This window comes from Hymenobacter fodinae, assembly GCF_004745825.1.
Taxonomy (GTDB): Bacteria; Bacteroidota; Bacteroidia; order Cytophagales; family Hymenobacteraceae; genus Hymenobacter; species Hymenobacter fodinae.
This window is the reverse complement of sequence record NZ_SRLA01000001.1, coordinates 1,671,974-1,688,601: the sequence shown is the minus strand read 5'-3', so window position 1 is coordinate 1,688,601 and position 16,628 is coordinate 1,671,974. Positions and strand designations below refer to the sequence as shown.

At 54.4% G+C, this 16,628-nt stretch carries 16 protein-coding genes; 8 read left to right on the top strand and 8 right to left on the bottom strand.

What is annotated here, in order from left to right:
* Nucleotides 1-46 precede the first annotated feature (46 nt).
* The 3 genes from EU556_RS07105 to EU556_RS07095 form a co-directional block, all read right to left on the bottom strand.
* Nucleotides 47-466: a 6-pyruvoyl trahydropterin synthase family protein gene (locus tag EU556_RS07105; RefSeq protein WP_135432504.1), complete on the bottom strand. Its 420-nt coding sequence runs from the start codon at nt 464-466 to the stop codon at nt 47-49.
* A 95-nt stretch (nt 467-561) separates the two neighbouring features.
* Complete coding sequence (locus tag EU556_RS07100) at nt 562-1,563, bottom strand: FecCD family ABC transporter permease (RefSeq protein WP_135432502.1); 1,002 nt, start codon at nt 1,561-1,563, stop codon at nt 562-564.
* Nucleotides 1,564-1,570: 7 nt separating this feature from the next.
* Nucleotides 1,571-2,494, bottom strand: a complete 924-nt coding sequence (locus EU556_RS07095) for an ABC transporter substrate-binding protein (RefSeq protein ID WP_135432500.1) — start codon at nt 2,492-2,494, stop codon at nt 1,571-1,573.
* Between the two features lie 155 nt (nt 2,495-2,649).
* Between EU556_RS07095 and rfaD the strand changes: the two genes are divergently transcribed.
* Nucleotides 2,650-3,615: an ADP-glyceromanno-heptose 6-epimerase gene (gene rfaD, locus EU556_RS07090; protein WP_135432498.1), complete on the top strand. Its 966-nt coding sequence runs from the start codon at nt 2,650-2,652 to the stop codon at nt 3,613-3,615.
* Nucleotides 3,616-3,927: 312 nt separating this feature from the next.
* Nucleotides 3,928-5,343, top strand: coding sequence for an FAD/NAD(P)-binding protein (locus EU556_RS07085; RefSeq protein ID WP_135432496.1), 1,416 nt, complete (start codon nt 3,928-3,930; stop codon nt 5,341-5,343).
* On the opposite strand, the gene EU556_RS07080 is transcribed toward EU556_RS07085, so the two are convergent.
* Nucleotides 5,338-6,480: a metallophosphoesterase family protein gene (locus EU556_RS07080; protein ID WP_210116228.1), complete on the bottom strand. Its 1,143-nt coding sequence runs from the start codon at nt 6,478-6,480 to the stop codon at nt 5,338-5,340. The genes EU556_RS07085 and EU556_RS07080 overlap by 6 nt on opposite strands.
* A gap of 412 nt (nt 6,481-6,892) precedes the next feature.
* Between EU556_RS07080 and EU556_RS07075 the strand changes: the two genes are divergently transcribed.
* Nucleotides 6,893-8,614 (top strand): CotH kinase family protein, encoded by a 1,722-nt coding sequence (locus tag EU556_RS07075; protein ID WP_135432494.1) that lies wholly within the window; start codon nt 6,893-6,895, stop codon nt 8,612-8,614.
* 105 nt (nt 8,615-8,719) lie between these two features.
* Here the strand turns inward: EU556_RS07075 and EU556_RS07070 are convergent, their stop codons facing one another.
* From EU556_RS07070 to EU556_RS07060, 3 genes are all read right to left on the bottom strand, one after another.
* Nucleotides 8,720-9,001 carry a hypothetical protein gene (locus EU556_RS07070; protein WP_135432492.1) on the bottom strand — a complete coding sequence of 94 codons (282 nt, stop codon included), beginning with the start codon at nt 8,999-9,001 and terminating at the stop codon, nt 8,720-8,722.
* A gap of 134 nt (nt 9,002-9,135) precedes the next feature.
* On the bottom strand, nt 9,136-10,140 hold the full coding sequence (locus EU556_RS07065) for a zinc-binding dehydrogenase (protein ID WP_135432490.1): 1,005 nt from the start codon (nt 10,138-10,140) through the stop codon (nt 9,136-9,138).
* Nucleotides 10,141-10,267: 127 nt separating this feature from the next.
* On the bottom strand, nt 10,268-10,663 hold the full coding sequence (locus EU556_RS07060; RefSeq protein WP_135432488.1) for a thiol-disulfide oxidoreductase DCC family protein: 396 nt from the start codon (nt 10,661-10,663) through the stop codon (nt 10,268-10,270).
* 429 nt (nt 10,664-11,092) lie between these two features.
* On the opposite strand from EU556_RS07060, the gene EU556_RS07055 reads away from it, so the two are divergent.
* Together EU556_RS07055 and EU556_RS26000 are read left to right on the top strand one after the other, a co-directional pair.
* The gene (locus tag EU556_RS07055; protein ID WP_210116227.1) at nt 11,093-11,752 is read left to right on the top strand and encodes a hypothetical protein; all 660 of its coding nucleotides are present in this window, start codon (nt 11,093-11,095) and stop codon (nt 11,750-11,752) included.
* A 110-nt stretch (nt 11,753-11,862) separates the two neighbouring features.
* The gene (locus EU556_RS26000; RefSeq protein WP_167855488.1) at nt 11,863-12,273 is read left to right on the top strand and encodes a hypothetical protein; all 411 of its coding nucleotides are present in this window, start codon (nt 11,863-11,865) and stop codon (nt 12,271-12,273) included.
* Between the two features lie 71 nt (nt 12,274-12,344).
* On the opposite strand, the gene EU556_RS25995 is transcribed toward EU556_RS26000, so the two are convergent.
* A complete protein-coding gene (locus EU556_RS25995; protein ID WP_167855487.1) occupies nt 12,345-12,905 on the bottom strand; it encodes a hypothetical protein in 561 nt (186 codons plus the stop codon).
* Between the two features lie 134 nt (nt 12,906-13,039).
* Here EU556_RS25995 and EU556_RS07040 point away from each other — a divergent pair, with 134 nt between their 5' ends.
* The 3 genes from EU556_RS07040 (at nt 13,040) to EU556_RS07030 (ending at nt 16,617) form a co-directional block, all read left to right on the top strand.
* A complete protein-coding gene (locus tag EU556_RS07040; RefSeq protein ID WP_245327475.1) occupies nt 13,040-14,557 on the top strand; it encodes an HTTM domain-containing protein in 1,518 nt (505 codons plus the stop codon).
* 65 nt (nt 14,558-14,622) lie between these two features.
* Complete coding sequence (locus tag EU556_RS07035) at nt 14,623-15,612, top strand: MBL fold metallo-hydrolase (RefSeq protein WP_135432484.1); 990 nt, start codon at nt 14,623-14,625, stop codon at nt 15,610-15,612.
* A gap of 120 nt (nt 15,613-15,732) precedes the next feature.
* A complete protein-coding gene (locus EU556_RS07030) occupies nt 15,733-16,617 on the top strand; it encodes an RES family NAD+ phosphorylase (protein WP_135432482.1) in 885 nt (294 codons plus the stop codon).
* Nucleotides 16,618-16,628: the final 11 nt, after the last annotated feature.

Below are 16,628 nucleotides of genomic sequence, written 5' to 3'. Positions count from 1 at the left end.
CCAGATTCCTCCTGCGTCGGAATGACAGGGCTTACTCTTTCTTTACTTATTCCTCGCCGAAATACTCCACAAAGTTGCGGGGCGTTTCATAGAGCTTAATGCTGTGCAAGCGGGCAGGTGAAATACGCTCAATTTCAGGCTGCAGTATCTTCCAGAAGGCAATGACTAAGTTTTCCGTGCTGGCCAGCTGCCCGTGCATAAAGGGCACATCGAGGTTCAGGTTTTTATGGTCGACCTGGTCTACTACGTGGGTGCGGATGACGGTGCTGAGCTGCTTCAGGTCGATGACGAAACCAGTTTCGGGGTCGGGCTTGCCCTTGACGGTAACGATGAGGTCGTAATTGTGGCCGTGCCAGTTGGCGTTGGCGCAGGGGCCGAAGACTTCGCGGTTGCGCTCCTCACTCCAGTTGGGGTTATAGAGCTTATGGGCCGCGTTGAAATGTTCCTGCCGGCTGATGTATACCATTGAATAGGGTCTTGGGGTCTTCGGGACGTAGGGTCTTGGAAGCTACGTTGACAAGTACTACTGCCCGTCAACCAAGACTCTAAGTCGCCAAGACCCTAAGACCCTTGTTTTCGCAGCAAATATACGAAGAACGGTACGCCGAACAGGGCTGTGACCAGGCCAACGGGCAATCCGGCGGGCGGATAAAGTAGCCGGGCTAGTAGGTCGCAGAACAGTAGGAAATTACCGCCCAGCAAAGCGCAGAGCAATAAGTTGGCGCGGCCCGTGACACCCAGTGCCCACCGCGTAAGGTGGGGCACCATCAGGCCTACAAAGCCTACGGGCCCGCACAGAGCTACTACACAGGCGGTAAGCAAAGAGGAGGTCAGCAGTAGAATCCAGCGGGTGCGAGCTACATTTACGCCCAGTGCTTGTGCCCGTTCCTCTCCTAGCAGCAAAATATTCAGGTCTTTCTGCACAGCTGCAAATACGGCTAGGCCAGTCAGCAAGGCCAACGCAGGGTACGGGAGCACACTCCAACTAGCTTTCTCAAACCCACCCATGGCCCAGAAGGTAATGGAGCGCAGCTTTTCCTGGGAGCTGGCCAGGAAAGTAAGGAGCCCGCCTAAGGCCGTCATGAGGGAGCCAATGGCTACGCCCGCCAGCAACATTTGGGTAGGAATAAGCTGCCCACGCCGCGTGCCGAGCACCACCACTACCAAGGTAGTGCCCAGAGCTCCGACCAGAGCAGCCACGGGTGGTAAGTAAATGCCGCTTACTACCAAACTAGGCACGAAGGCAAACGTGAGGATGGCGCCTAGTGCTCCACCGGAGGCCGTGCCTAGCAGATACGGGTCGGCCATGGGGTTATTGACCATGGCCTGCATCAGGTAGCCGCTAAAGGCTAGGCCACCGCCGGCAAGCAAGGCTAGCAGCAGCCGCGGCAGCCGCAGCTCCACTAGCACCAATTGAGCAGGGTCACGCGGATTGTAACGCAGCAAGGCGCGCGTAACGAGGGCGTAGTCGGTTTCGTAGCTTCCCACCCGCAAACCTATTGTCAGCAGCAGCACCGTCAGTAGCAGGCTGGCTATAAGCCAAGGAAGGGCAGAGCGATTCATGGGCTGCCTATTGAGGTAGTGGCCTAGTGGCACTCTGCGCAAGAATGCGCTGCAGCTCCCGTACCGACTCTATGGTGCGAGGCCCCGGGCGCTCCATCAGGTTGCCCGTGACCGGATATACCTGCCGGGTTTGGTAGGCCTTGATGCGGCGCAACTCAGGATAATTCTTGAAGAACGTACTATCGAGCTTACCGAAGCGGCCCCCAATCAGCACATCAGGGTTTAGCTTCAAAATGTATTCCCGGGTCAGGGCCGGATATGGCTGGGCAAACTTCTCCGTCACGGCGTTTTGGCCGCCAGCTAACTTGATTTTATCTGTGAACAGCGTGTTCTGCCCATACACGTAAATAGGGTCTTGCCAAGTGATAGCCAGCACGCGCGGAGCTTTCCCAGTTGCGGGCGTCAGGAGGCGCAGTTCTGCCTGCAATGAATCCGTGAGATGGCGGGCCTGCTGCTCACGGCCCAGCAAGTGGCCTAGGTCTTGCATTCCACGCAGTACATCTTCTACAGTTTCGTACTGCTGATAATACACCGGAATGCCGAGCTGCTCCAAGCGCGCAGCATCGTCGGGAGAGGTAATACCGCTGACGGTGAATACTACATCGGGGTGCATGGCTACTAAGCGCTCCAGGTCGAGGGGGTAGCTGCTGACCACGGGCTTGTGTACTACAACCGCCGGATAATCACAGGCCTGCGTGCGGGCAATGATGGTGCTGGTATCGGCCACGGCGTACAACATTTCCGTCATAGACGGGGCCAAGGCCATGATCCGGCGCGGGTGAGCAGGTATGGTCACCGTACGGCCCAGATCATCTTTGACCTGCTGAGGAGCGTTGGTAACGGGGGTGTTCGTAGTATCAGCGCTGGTATCAGGCCGACAGGCAACTGCTAGGCCTAGCAGCAGAAATGGAAGAAACCGGAGGGAAACCATGCGGGCAAAGGTAGCGCACGGCACTACAGAAAATGGTACCCACAGTCTCTGCAGCGTAAACATACATGGCCTAGGCCTGTCCTTCTCTTTTACTCCTACCCCCGACCACGAGCGTTCCGCTACATCTCGCTACTTTTGAGCAAAATCTCCGCCTTATGATAGTTGTTACCGGAGCGGCCGGCTTTATTGCCAGCTGCCTAGTCACCCGCCTCAATGCCGCCAACTTCAACGATATCGTGGTGGTGGACAATTTTAATGAGGAGCGTAAGCTCGCCAACCTGAAAGGCAAGCACCTGCGCGAATACGTAGACCGGGAAGGTTTCTTCGAGTGGCTTGATACCAACCACGAGCAGGTTGAGTTTATCTTTCACCTCGGAGCCCGCACCGATACCACAGAGCAGAACCGCGACATTCTGAACGTGCTCAACCTAGAGTACTCGAAGAAAATGTGGCAGGCGTGCTGTCAGTATCAATTACCACTGGTGTACGCGTCGTCGGCGGCCACGTACGGCTCTGGCACACTCGGTTACTCCGATGATGATGCTCTGCTCCCACTGTTGCGCCCCCTTAACCCCTATGGCGACTCCAAAAACGACTTTGATAATTGGGCCGTCAACCAGCCGGAAAAGCCATTCTTCTGGGCAGGCCTAAAGTTCTTCAATGTCTACGGGCCTAATGAGTACCATAAAGGCCGTATGGCATCTGTAATTCTGCACGCCTTCCGGCAGATTCAGGATACTGGCTCCATGACCCTATTCCGCTCGCACAACCCTGAGTATGCCGACGGTGAGCAGAAGCGCGACTTTGTGTATGTGAAAGACGTGGTGGAAGTGTGCTATTTCTTGATGCACAACCGCCAGCACTCAGGCATTTACAACCTGGGCACTGGAGAGGCGCGCACCTTCCTTGACCTAACGCTGAACACCTTCGCCGCTCTCGACCGCACCGCAGACATTCACTTTCGCGACACGCCCGAGGACATCCGCGACACATACCAGTACTTCACGCAGGCCGATATGCAGAAGCTACGTGGCATTGGGTACAACCGGCCGTTCACGCGCCTAGAAGATGGTATTAATGACTACGTGCGCAACTACCTAGTAACGGGCAATTACTACTAGACCTTCCAAGGCCGTTTAAACTTTGTGAGCACTCTGCTGCTTTTGCCGACTGTGTAGTTGTGGCAAAAGCAGCAGAGTGCTCTGATTATGTCTTCATATTCCATGAAGTCACCCGTCATTCAAGCGGCCGGAGATAAAGACGCCTGCCCTAGGCCACACAAGAGCAAGTCGAATAATCTTTCGGTAAGAATGCCTTACTTACAGCCCAAGCTTCATCAAAACATGATACTTTATCAATATTTTGATGAAGCCTCTGCTTCTGCTATTGCAGTAGCTAATGATAGTCCCTTGCGTACTCTATAAGCTGATTAGGTGCAACGACGAGTTATCACAATTGTAGGAGGCGGCTTTTCCGGCTCAATGCTGGCAGTGCAGCTGGCTCGTTTACCGATGACTCAGCGCTACGCCTGCGACGTACATCTGATAGAGCCTCGTCTGACGCCTGGGCCCGGACTGGCCTACACTGCCCGGCGGCCCGAATACCGGATGAATGTGCAGAGCCAGTTCTTGAGCGCCTTCCCCGACCAGCCCGACCATTTTCAAAACTGGTTGCGCCTTACTGATGCGGCTGAATTTCAACAAGATTTCTGCTCGCGCCAAGTGTATGGCCGCTATCTGCAACAGCTTACCCATCAGGTACTGGAGTGGCCGTCATCCAATGGTATTCGGTGCTACTGGCAAGCGCAAGCGGCAGTAGCCATAGAGCTAGCCCCCGATAACAACACAGCTACGGTGCGCCTCGCCGATGGCCAGGAAATTCAGAGTGACTATGTGGTACTGGCAATGGGTAATTTCCCGCCGCTGCCATCTAGTTTCTCACCGTCATCTGGACCTACCCCCTACTACCACAGTAACCCTTGGGCGCAAGGAGCGCTGCGAAGCATCGGGCTTGATGATACTGTTCTACTGATTGGCTCGGGCTTAACCGCCGTGGATGTTCTACTCGGCCTCCAGGCCGACGGACACCGGGGCAGCGTTACAGTGGTATCGGGGCGTAGCCGGTGGCCGGAGGCGCACGAAACGTATGTTGAGCCGTACCCAAGCTTTTATGCTAGCGAGCTTGCAGGCCAAACACAGGTACTGGCAGTAGTGAAAATAATCCGGCAGCACGTGCGCAAGGCTACCGCAGCGGGTATCAACTGGCGTGCGGTCATTGATTCGCTACGCCCTCACCTAGGCCACATCTGGGCCGCGTGGCCGCTGGAAGAGCAAGCCAGATTTTTGCGGCACGTAGCAGGGCTGTGGTCAGTAATACGCCACCGCAGCCCTCCGCAAAATGCCGCAATCATTGAGCGTATGCTGCAGGATGGCTCACTTCGCATGGAAACTGGACGCGTGCGGGAGCTTACTTCCGCTGGCGAGGAATTACAGGTAACGGTGCATCGCCCAGGGCATGCGCCCCGGCATGTAACCGCCACTCACGTAATAAATTGCACCGGTCCCTTACTTGATTATAACCGGATAACGGACCGCGCCGTGCTGAGCCTGCGCGATGCTGGCTACTTATGTCCGGATGTACTACGGCTTGGAATCCAGAGTGATGCTTGTGGAGCCTTACTCTCTCAAGACGGTATTGCCTCACCGGTACTGTTCACAATAGGTCCTAGCCGCCGCCCGGCCTACTTTGAGTCAACCGCGGTACCAGAATTACGAGAGCAAGCAGCCAAGTTAGCCCGTGAGCTGGGGAAGCGCATTCTGACCAGCAACCACTCAGCTAAGGCCTTATAAAGCCAGCAAGCGCACCGTTTGTGTGGTGGCCCCACTGACTACCTGCACTTGGTATACGCCCGCCGCCAACGTGCCGCGCTCCCACCGCACGCTCTGCCGGCCCGGAGCTAGCCAGCCCTCATGGAGACGAATTATTTCGCGACCATGCACGTCCAATACTCGCACCATAGTTAGCGCGTAATTAGGTTGCGTGAACTCAATGCGCCCTACTTCTGTGAGGGGGTTAGGCTGAACGGTAAGCTGCAACACCTGGCCGGGGGCTGAGCTAGTTACAGGAGCCCGGTGCAGTGTGTAAGTATCAATGAGTTTATTGTTGCGCGTGATAAACTGGAAATTCAAGCTATCGGTCGAGGCTTGTACCAGCATGGCTCCAAAGTCACCACTGTACCGAATCTGACTGTTGGGGACGGGAGTGTACGTTTGGTACACACTTCGCCCACCTAGGCCATTCACAAAAAAGGGAATGCCATCGGTCATTATTCTTTCATAGTGGTGGTCATGGCCATTTATGACGGCTGATGCGCCCCAGGCTCGAAACGGCCATTGCAAAGCCACAGTACTGCCATGCGGCCCTGAAGAATAAGCTGCATGATGGAAATACACGATTTTCCAAATCTCCGGAGACTGCGCTAATCGCTGCTGCAACCATTGTGCTTGTACGGATGTGCTCAAAACTCCATCGGGTTCCAGTGGATCACTGTTCAGTACAAAGAAGTGTACGTTGCCTCGAACAAAGTCATAGTAGCGCTCATTACCGGGCAACGTGAAGTAGCTGAAATAAGGCTGCCCGTTGCCAGTGTACAGATCGTGATTACCTAAAGAAGGGAAGAATTGATTTGTAGAAGCACCTGGGCCGTATTTGCCCTGGTAATTACCAATGTACGCCTGATAGTACTGGCCGATGTTAGCATCAATCGTTTTCCCATCACCCAGATCGTAGTTATTGTCGCCGAGGGTGATAACGAATTCAGGGTTCCAGCTATTGATCAGGTTAGCTACGTCTCGCTCAGGACGACCAGCATACCCAAAATCGCCAACGGCAGCAAACCGTTGTGCAAGGGCACTATACGGTATCAGGAAGGAGCAAGCTACAGCTGTGCAAAGTACCCGGATTAAAGTAAGAGAGGTAAATTTCACCTATTTTTTGATTTTTTCAATTCAAGATACTAACAAAGCAAGAATCTAGCTCCTGTCATTAAACTAATTACATTTTTTATAGTTCCTTCGCAACCTGATTTTACAAGTGGTGCAACAGGCCCTTATTTTACAAATCACTGTTACGTATTTATTAGAATTTTTCTCGTTTAGAAATGCAACCATACAGGCATCAGCTTACTCAATTAGGCTAAATAAGGTTTAGCACAGACCTACTAAGTGAATTTTTAGCTTCTACTATTTACTGCATCATATAGTGCGATGCAGGCAACTTATTGCGTGCTTATTACGCACGCAATGCCCAGATCTTATTTCCGTACTTATTAAGCCTAGTACTTACACATCTAGGCCAAACAGGCTTGCTACCATACGGCTCTACAACATTTTACCACATATGAGAAAAAAACTTTTTACGCTACAATCTTTTATACTACTCTGCACTTCTGCCATTTCAACCTGTTTTGCACAGACGAGCGAGTCAGTCACTATTTCTTCTGGCATGTATCACGTAGATCATGTCAAGAAAATAATTTTAGTAAATCAGGATGTACAGCAAATCAATGCTCAATACGAACATATCAAGGGCATAACAGCCTCCGACAAAGAGTATGCGTTTGTTGATGAAGTACAAGATCTAACCGTTGGCAAAAGCTACTCGGTTACCCTTGATAAGGAGCCGTATTCTTTATACTTCACGCAGCTGCCAATAATCGAAATCAATACCAAGCACATTATTGCCGACGAGCCGCGGGCATATGCCATCTTCGCTATGTCGGAGACAAATGGGAATCTTATTACCTCTAACTTAGGTATAGAAGTACGGGGCGGGCTTTCTCAGTCATTTCCCAAAAAATCATACAGAATTGAGTTCTGGGAAGATACAGTAGGGAACACCACACGCGATTTTAGCTTGCTAAATATGCGGAATGATGATGACTGGAATTTGCAAGCTTTATACAACGAGCCCACGCGCGCTACTAGCAAATCTGCTAATGCTTTGTGGCAGGAAATGCACCAAATCTATTATAAAGCGGATGAACCTAAAGCAGTAAATGGCATTCAGCTACAATACGCCGAGCTATTTATCAATAATGAATACAAGGGATTATACGCAGTCGGTGAAAGAATTGACAACAAACAATTACAATTAAAGAAGTATAGCGATAAGATTAGAGGTGAGCTTTATAAAGGCAGCGATTGGAAGCCTGCTGCACTATTTATTGATGCACCAACTTATAATAACAATAGCAGTGAATGGTCTGGCTTTGAGTATGAGTTTCCTGACGAAGTAATTGATTGGAAAAACCTACACGATTTTGTAGAGTTCGTTGCCAAAAGTCCTAATGATGAATTTTATGCTACTTACAAAAGCAAAATTCACTTTAAGAATGCAGTTGATTATTTCATTTTCATTAATGTGCTGAGGGCTACTGATAACGTAGCTAAAAACGTATACCTAGCAAAGTACAAAGCCAATGAGCCTTATTTCTTTGTTCCCTGGGACTTAGATGCTGTGTTAGGAAATGGCGTTGTAGGAGAAGATATACATATCACCAACGATATCATCTCTAACAATTTATATGAACGCTTGCTACAAGACTACGCAGTCGGCGGGTTCCGTGCTGCAGTGCAGCAGCGTTGGACTGAACTCCGAGCCTCAGTACTTACTGAGGAAAACATTTTGGGCAAGCTCCGGGCAAATCACGAGTATTTGTCTACAAACGCTGTTTACGATCGTGAACCTCTGGCTTGGCCTAACTTTCAGTCTAATACAACTCAATTGACGCATACCTCAACCTGGGTTACAAAGCGCCTAGCTTTTTTAGATTCATATTTCAACCAGTCATTCGCGGTGTTGGGCACGAAGCAGGCCAAAGCATCTGCAACTTTCCGGGTTTATCCGAACCCGACGCAAGACTTCGTACATCTTAATTTAGAGAACACGCCTGGTGCCTACCAAGTATCAATTCAGACTGCTAGTGGTAAAGTGATGCTACGGCAGGTTGTAAACAGCACCACTGCTAAACTTTCCGTTCAGGGCTTACCGGCAGGGTTGTATTTTGTTACTGTGCAGAGCGACAAAGTCACGGGCACGCAAAAGCTCGTAATCAACTAAGGATTTTGATGTTCGATTCGGCATTGTAACTGCATCTACCTATAATGCACTAGGCCACTCCCGGCGGCGGGAGTGGCCTAGTGCATTATAGCCAAAGGAAAACTGTTACGCGGCCATATCTGGATAGAGCGGCCAAACGGGGGTGTCATCGGTTTCGCTTGGGAGCGGAGTGGGTGCCATTGCCGGATAAGTCATCTGCGTTTGATCCGCATGGCGACGCAGGGCACGCATGAGCAAATATTTGTACTTCTCCGCATCGGCCAAGGCGGCTTCAATCGCCTGCACAGCGTCATTGTAGGCCACTACAGGCACTGACTCTGCCGCCTCACCCGTGGGATACGTCAGCTCAAAAACTGGGCAATTCAGGTATTCAGCAGGTGCTTTCATGTTGAAAGGAGAAGAGTGTGTGTCGCAAGTAATTCTGTCGAGAGTATAACAGAATCGTCGGCCGTATCATTCCGCAGCACCCTGCTTTTTCTTGTCTTTTTCTAAGCACCACCCCATCAATAAGGATTTGTTTATTAAGCAGTTATACGTAACACTAGCTTGCCAAACTGCAGACCATCAGCCATGCGGCGCATAGCCGATTCCCCCTCCGCAAAAGGCACTACTTCATCTACCACAGGCACCAGCTGATGCTTTTCAACCAGGCGTATCATTGCCGCAAAATCTTGCTCTGTGCCCATTGTTGACCCAAGAATGGAGAGCTGTTTCCAGAAGATTTTGGCGGGTGGCACATCTTGCATGGCGCCTGCCGTGGCGCCATAAAATACTATGCGGCCACCGGGGGCTGCGGCATCCAGCAGGTCATTAAACCCAGGTCCTACGGCACTGTCGATGATAACTTGAAAACTACCGCCAGCGCGCTTGGTTAGCTCAGCAGCCCATTTTTCGCTTTTATAGTTGATACCGCCTTTAGCGCCCAGGCCTATGGCTTTTTCAATTTTTTCTTCGGAACTCGAAGTTACCCATACCTCAGCCCCGGTGGCAACAGCCATTTGCAGCGCCAGTATTGCTACGCCCCCGCCTATACCCGAAATCAGGACCCGCTCACCGGCTTGCAGCCCGGCGCGGGTGAAAGCGGCGCGATAGGCAGTTACGCCTCCTAGGGGCAATGCCGCGGCCTGCTCAAACGAGAGATGGGCGGGCTTGGCTTGCACGTATTGCGCCGGCACGCTCACATATTCAGCAAACGTGCCCTGGTGAGGCAGGCCTAGAATGGTAAACTTGCGGGCTTGGGCGGCGGGGTTATTTCCCCAATCGTGGCCAGGGTTGATGACTACTGCCTGGCCCTGCAACGCTGCCGGGGCTCCTTCCCCTACCGCCACAACTACCCCTGCTCCATCGGAGCCTACAATGCTCGGAAACTTTAGGCCGGCATATTGCCCTTTCTGAATCCAGACGTCGCGGTGGTTGAGGGCAGCAGCGTAAAGCTGCACGAGTACTTCGCCGGGAGCCGGGGTTGGGGTAGGAACTTCTTGCAGTTGCAGTGGCTGATTGATGCCCTCTAAAACAAGTGCTTGCATACGAGCTGGAAATAGCAGAAACGGCCCAAGTGGCCTATGGTGAAAAGCGTGATTACGTGCGCGCAAAGGCCGAAAGTAGTCACATCTGGCCTAGGCCAGTACTAGTTGGGCTCGGCGCAGCGCTAAGCTACAGGAAGCGTGCCCGCAAAGCGGGAGTGGGTAAGAGGCAGGCTTCCTGCTGCCCAAACCACTGGTAGCGGTGGCGGGCCACAAAACGGTAAGCGGCGTCTCGCAGTGGCTTAGGCAACACGCGAGCCAGGTACAACCAACGCCAGCCACCGCCTAGCCGCCGCAAAATGTGCAGTACCGCCGTTGAGTACGCATAGGCCTGACCATTTTCCAGAAGGATAACCGTTTCTGGGGTAATGGCGGGCTCTAGGCCATGTTGCCTGAGCAATTCCTGCCCAACTTCTGACTGCAAGGAGGCAAACCGGAAATGCTGCTTTGCATCACGACCAATGACAAACTGAACAAAGCCATTGCACAGGTTGCAGACCCCGTCGAACAGAATGGTAGCAGGCATAAGCTGTGCGCAGACTAGGTGATAGAAAATCAGATGTTCTCCGGCTTTATACGGGCGGGCGGGCTTGGAGTGGCTTTCTCCTAATTGAATATTCTAAAGGGCTTTGCTCTTAGCTCGGATTAAGGGCCCATTAGTACCCATGTTTATAAATAGCCGCATCCGTCGCCTGGCCCAGCTATTGGGGCCTGCAAGACCGTGATTCAGCACTACTTGTAATGGAAGGCGCCCTAGTAGCGGCTTATGATTTTTCCCGAGCACCGCATGTCTACTCTCTCAAGACATCATGGCGACAACAGCATTTATACGTAGTTATAAATCAGGTAATTACCTTAAAAAAACCGTATTTATTCATAGGCCGATTTTGCAAAGGACTGGACCAAATGGCCGTATAGCCGGAGATAATTTCGCCCTTCCAAACCTTTCTGAGCTATGAAAAAAATTTGGTTAATTATTGCCCCAACTCTGCTCCTCGGTGTGTCGCTGGGAATGACCTCCTGCGACGACGATGACGACTCAACGACCCCTTCCACAACCAGTGGTACTACGAGCGGAACCACAAGCGGTACCACTAGTGGATCTACCAGCGGCACTACTTCTGGTACCACTTCGGGCACAACCTCTGGCACAACAACCTCCGGAACTACTACCTCAGGCACCACCTCCGGTACAACGTCGGGTACCACATCTGGTACTACTTCGGGCACCACTACTTCAGGTACAACGTCGGGTACTACCTCGGGTACCACATCTGGTACCACTACAGGGACTACCTCGGGTACTACGGCAGGTACTACCGCTGGAACCACTGCTGGTACTACCACCTCCGGCACTACTTCCGGGACTACCACTTCTGGAGGCACCACCTCGGGCACCACTACTTCTGGTACCACTACCTCAGGGGGCACTACATCTGGTACCACTTCTGGCACGACTACCTCGGGAGGTACTACCTCTGGTACAACTACTTCTGGCGGTACTACCTCCGGCGGTACCACATCTGGCGGTACTACTTCTGGCGGTACCACGTCCGGTGGCACCACGTCCGGTGGTACTACGTCTGGTGGCACCACGGGCGGTTCCACTACCTAAGTCTGCTTTCTTCAGCTACTGCCCCGGCTAGAGAAGTAGCCGGGGCAGTAGCTGTTTTTTATTCTCCACCACAGGCCCATAGCACCGTGGCCTGGCAACTCTTTCTCATCATGAATACGAAACGCATGCACGTAGTGCTGGCACTACTCGGTACTTCCCTCTCGCTGGGAGCCTGTAACGGGACTACCCGCGACGACAAAGCTGATTTGAACGGCAACGGCGCCACTGATACCATGTCTACTTCGGGCACCTCTAATGTCAATAGCGAAATGGTACCCCGAGATGGTGGTGGTGATACAGGCGGAGCGAATGGCAGCAGTAAGTCGGGGGCCAGTACGGGCAGTACGGCAGGAGTTGGCGACGCGGCGGGGAATGGCAACCCCACCAACGGTGCCAGCACTACGGGCGGTTCGGGTACTACGGCGGGTAGCACGAGTGGTGCCGGCTCCACTACGGGCTCTGGGGGTACTACGGGTAGCACGTCGGGCAGCGGCTCCACGGCGGGCTCAACCGGCGGCTAGGCCTCACTACCCAGCCTGTCATACCAATCTCTACGGCTGCGCTTTTTCACTGCTTGCCTTACTCCACCTCATCATTCACTTTCCCTCTGTATGAAAAGTACCTCATTTTCTATGTGGGCATTGGCCCTGACGGCTTCCTCACTTGCGTTGTCTTCCAATACGGCGGCCTTTGGTTTTTTGACCCCAGCCAAGCCCACCGCTGTAGCAGTCACTATGCCTGAAGGCAGTTTCGGCCAAGGCACCACTACTGGTGGCTCCACCTCCGGTTCAGGGGGCACCACCTCGGGTTCCGGCGGCTCTACTTCAGGCTCTGGTGGGTCTACGTCAGGCTCCGGCGGCTCTCGGGGCTCTATGTCGGGCAGCACGAGCGGCTCCACTTCCAGATCGGGAAATTCCACGAGTGGGGGCAGCACGAGTGGCTCTATGAAATCGGGGAGCCGCGCCGGGTCAGGCTCAGGCCGTATGAGCAGCACCGCGGGCTCTACTAGCGGCAGCCGCTCCACCAGCGGTAGCCGTACTACATCGGGCAGCAGCACTGGTGGGCGTTCGGCTTCGGGTAGCACCGGCGGAAGCTCAACAGGTAGCGGCTCTACGAGCAGCAGTTCTACTTCTGGGTCTACCACCTCGGGCACAACCAGCGGGTCAACTACCCGTTAAGGCAAGTCTGACGGTACCCATTGGATAGCTCAGAAGGCGGAAAGGCCGACCATGAGTAGTGGTAGCGCCTTTCCGCCTTTTGTTTTCTTTTACGCCCACCTGGCACGGCATGCTCCGGTTTCTAACGCTACTTCGCAGTCCTTTCGTCGTCGACCTCCGGGCCCTGGCCCTCCTCCGCGCCGCAGTGGCGGCGGTGGTGCTGCTCGATTTGGGTATTCGCAGCACCGATTTAGAAGCCTTTTATTCCAACATGGGCGTGCTGCCTTTGTCGGTGCTCTACGAGCATTTATGGAACCCCTACGTTTTCTCGTTGCACACCAGCAGTGGCCTATGGCAAGTGCAGGCGGTGCTTTTTTTATTTGCGGCACTAGCTGCCATAGCTCTACTGCTGGGCTACAAAACGCGGTTGGCCACGTTTATCTCGTGGCTGCTGCTGGTGTCGTTGCAGAACCGCAACCCCCTAATCCTGCAGGGCGGCGACGACCTATTGCGGATGCTGTTGTTCTGGGGCTTTTTCCTGCCGTGGGGGCGGGTATACTCGCTTGATGCACGCCGGCAACCAGCGCCCGCCCAGCTCACCTACTTCAGCGCGGCCACGGTGGCCTACATCGTGCAAATATGCTTGGTGTACTGGTGCACGGCTCTGCTGAAAAGCAGCCCCGAGTGGAGCCGCGACGGTACGGCCCTTTACTACGCTCTCAGTCTCGACCAGGTGCTGATGCCGGGCGGACGGCTGATTTATCACTACCCCGAGCTGTTACGCTTCCTCACGCTGGCTACTTACCGGACGGAGTTGCTGCTGCCCTTCGTTCTGTTCATTCCGTTTGGGGTGAAGTGGTGGCGTCTGCTGTTCGTGTTTGTGCTCTACGGCTTTCACCTCGGCATCAGCCTGACGCTGTTTGTAGGCCTCTTCTTCATCATCAACATGGCTTCGGTGCTAGGCCTGTTGCCGCCATCGGCCATGGATTGGCTGGAAAAACACATAGTGCCCCGGGCACAGCGGCTCGGCCCTAAGGTGGCGGCGCGGCTGGCCCCTCTACAGCCCCGCCTGGCTACCTGGCGGCAGGCCGTGCACCTGCGCGTAGAAACCTCCTGGTCGTTGTCGGAGGGGCTGTGGGGGTGGTTGCGCAGTCTTCGCGAGGGCCTAGTAATTGGCTTGCTGGTATACATCTGCTGGTGGAACCTCGACTCCATTATCAAGCCCGAGTATGCCATGAAAGCCCCCTTGCGGTGGATTGGCTTCTTAACGCGCATAGACCAGCACTGGGGTATGTTTGCGCCTTCTGTTTTCAAAGACGACGGCTGGTACATCCTGGACGGCACCACCAAAGACGGCCACCACGTAGACCTCAACCGCCAGGGCGCGGCCCTTACCTATGCCAAACCAGCCTCGGTGGTTTCGCTTTTCAAAAACGACCGGTGGCGTAAGTACTCTGAGAATTATTTGTTCGTAGACAACAGCTACATGCGCCCGTATTACTGCAATTACCTGCTGCGCATCTGGCACGAGAACCCTGCCAACCCACCTCTGCGGCAGCTCGATGTTATATACATGAAAGAAGTATCGCAGCCCGACTACAAAGTACCGCCGCCCACGCGCGAACTGCTCTGCGGCTGCGCTCCGTAAACACACCCTGCTCTTGCATCTGAAAACCTACTTGGCTCTCATTCCTTACCTAACCCCGCTTTGCTATGGCAAACCAAACTAATCGTGCTAACACCCCCACCCTGTTCCATGTGGAGCCGGGTATCTGGGGGCTGCGCAACGTGTTCGTGAACCTGTTTTACGTGCGCAACCCCGACGCCCCCACCGACCCGTGGGTGCTGGTAGATGCCGGCCTGCCTGGCTCAGGACCCAAGCTGCATCATCACGCCCAGGAACTGTTTGGGGCGGATAATCCGCCGGCGGCCATCTTGCTCACGCATGGTCACTTCGACCACGTGGGTGGCCTACACTATCTACTGGAGCAGTGGCCCGATGTGCCGGTGTATGCGCACCCCTTGGAGCTACCCTATCTAACCGGGCAATCTGCCTATCCGCCCCCAGACCCTACTGTGGGTGGTGGAGCCATGGCCGCCTTGTCGTTCTTATACCCGAAAGACCCCGTTGACCTGGGCGACCGGGTAAAGGCCCTGCCCGATGATGGCTCGGTGCCGTTTCTGCCGGGTTGGCGCTGGATATTTACGCCGGGCCACGCCCCGGGCCACGTGTCGTTTTTCCGGGAGCAGGATAAGGTGCTGCTGGCCGGTGATGCTTTCGTGACCACCAAGCAGGAGTCGGCGCTGTCGGTGTGGGTGCAGAAGCAGGAAGTGCACGGCCCGCCCATGTATTTTACGCCCGACTGGGACCTGGCTCGCCAATCGGTGGAGCGACTGGCCGGCCTGCTGCCCCGAGTGGCAGCTACGGGGCACGGCATCCCGATGCGCGGCGCAGAACTAAGCCAGCAACTCGCCGACTTGGTGGAGCACTTTGATCAGAAGGCAGTGCCCATGCACGGACGCTACGTAGGCCACCCCGCCCAAACCGACGAGACGGGCGTACGCTCGGTACCGCCTCCCGTAGCGCCGCGCATTCCGCTATGGCTGATTGGTGCCGGCCTTGCCCTAGCTGGTGGCTTACTGTGGGCCAACCGGAAAAACAAACAGGAACAGTACGACGAGTACGATGAGTATGAAGACTAGCCGCTAGCCCTAGCTAGGGCCGGCGCTTGTAGTCATTCACCACCCCACTTGTTTCCGCCCCCAGTGGCCTAGACCCACGCCCTAGGCCACTGGGGGTAGAGACTCGTTGTTACTTTCTTTATGGCTTCCTCCCCCTCCAGACCACCCACTGGGGCTGAACCTCTCAGCCGTCAGCTTGCCTCCCTGCGCCATCTTGATTTGCGCAAGCACTCCATTGATGAGCTTGCTAAGCGGGTGCAGCAGTTACTAGAAGGCCAAACACTACGCTGCCTCACCTTTGCGCCGGGCATGGTGCTGTACCGGGGCATTGTGAGCAAGAAGCGGCCAGAATACGTGCGCGATATTTCGTATCCACCGGCTGAGCGAGTTGTGCGCGACCAGCGCGCCAATCGGGAAGGATCCCCCATGTTTTACTGCAGCGCTACGTGGCACCCTCCGTTTTTTGAGGCTGGCGTAGTGCCCGGCGACCACATCGTTATCAGCCGCTGGCAAACGCAAAAGCCCCTGAGCATTATTAGCTTTGGGTATGCCGATGTGTGCGTGGATGACCCGCACACCGACCGTGACCAAGCGCTGCGCTGGGCCTTGCGGCAGCTACCCGATGATACCCGGGCCCTAGCGCAGTTCCTGACGGGGGCCTTTACGCGCACCGTGCACGACGATACTGCCCATCACTACCGCCTTTCCATTGCCATTGCTGAAGCGTGCCAGTTGGGCTCAGCCTTTGATGGGCTGCTCTACCCCTCCGCTGCCATGCCCAGCCCGGCCCATAACCTTGCCCTGCACCCTTCCTGCCTCGATGAGGGCAAGGTGACTTTGCAGTACGTAGAGCAGCTACGCGTCAATAAAATTGAGACGGAAACCATTGACGTGTGCTCCATCAATATTGCACGCGAAAGCAACGAGGCCGGCCAACTCACCTGGATGGAACGGCCCGGGAATTGGGTGCTGCGCGAGGGCGCAACCGGCTCTAACTTATGCTACCAGAACGGGCAGTGGCAGTAATGGCACCACAC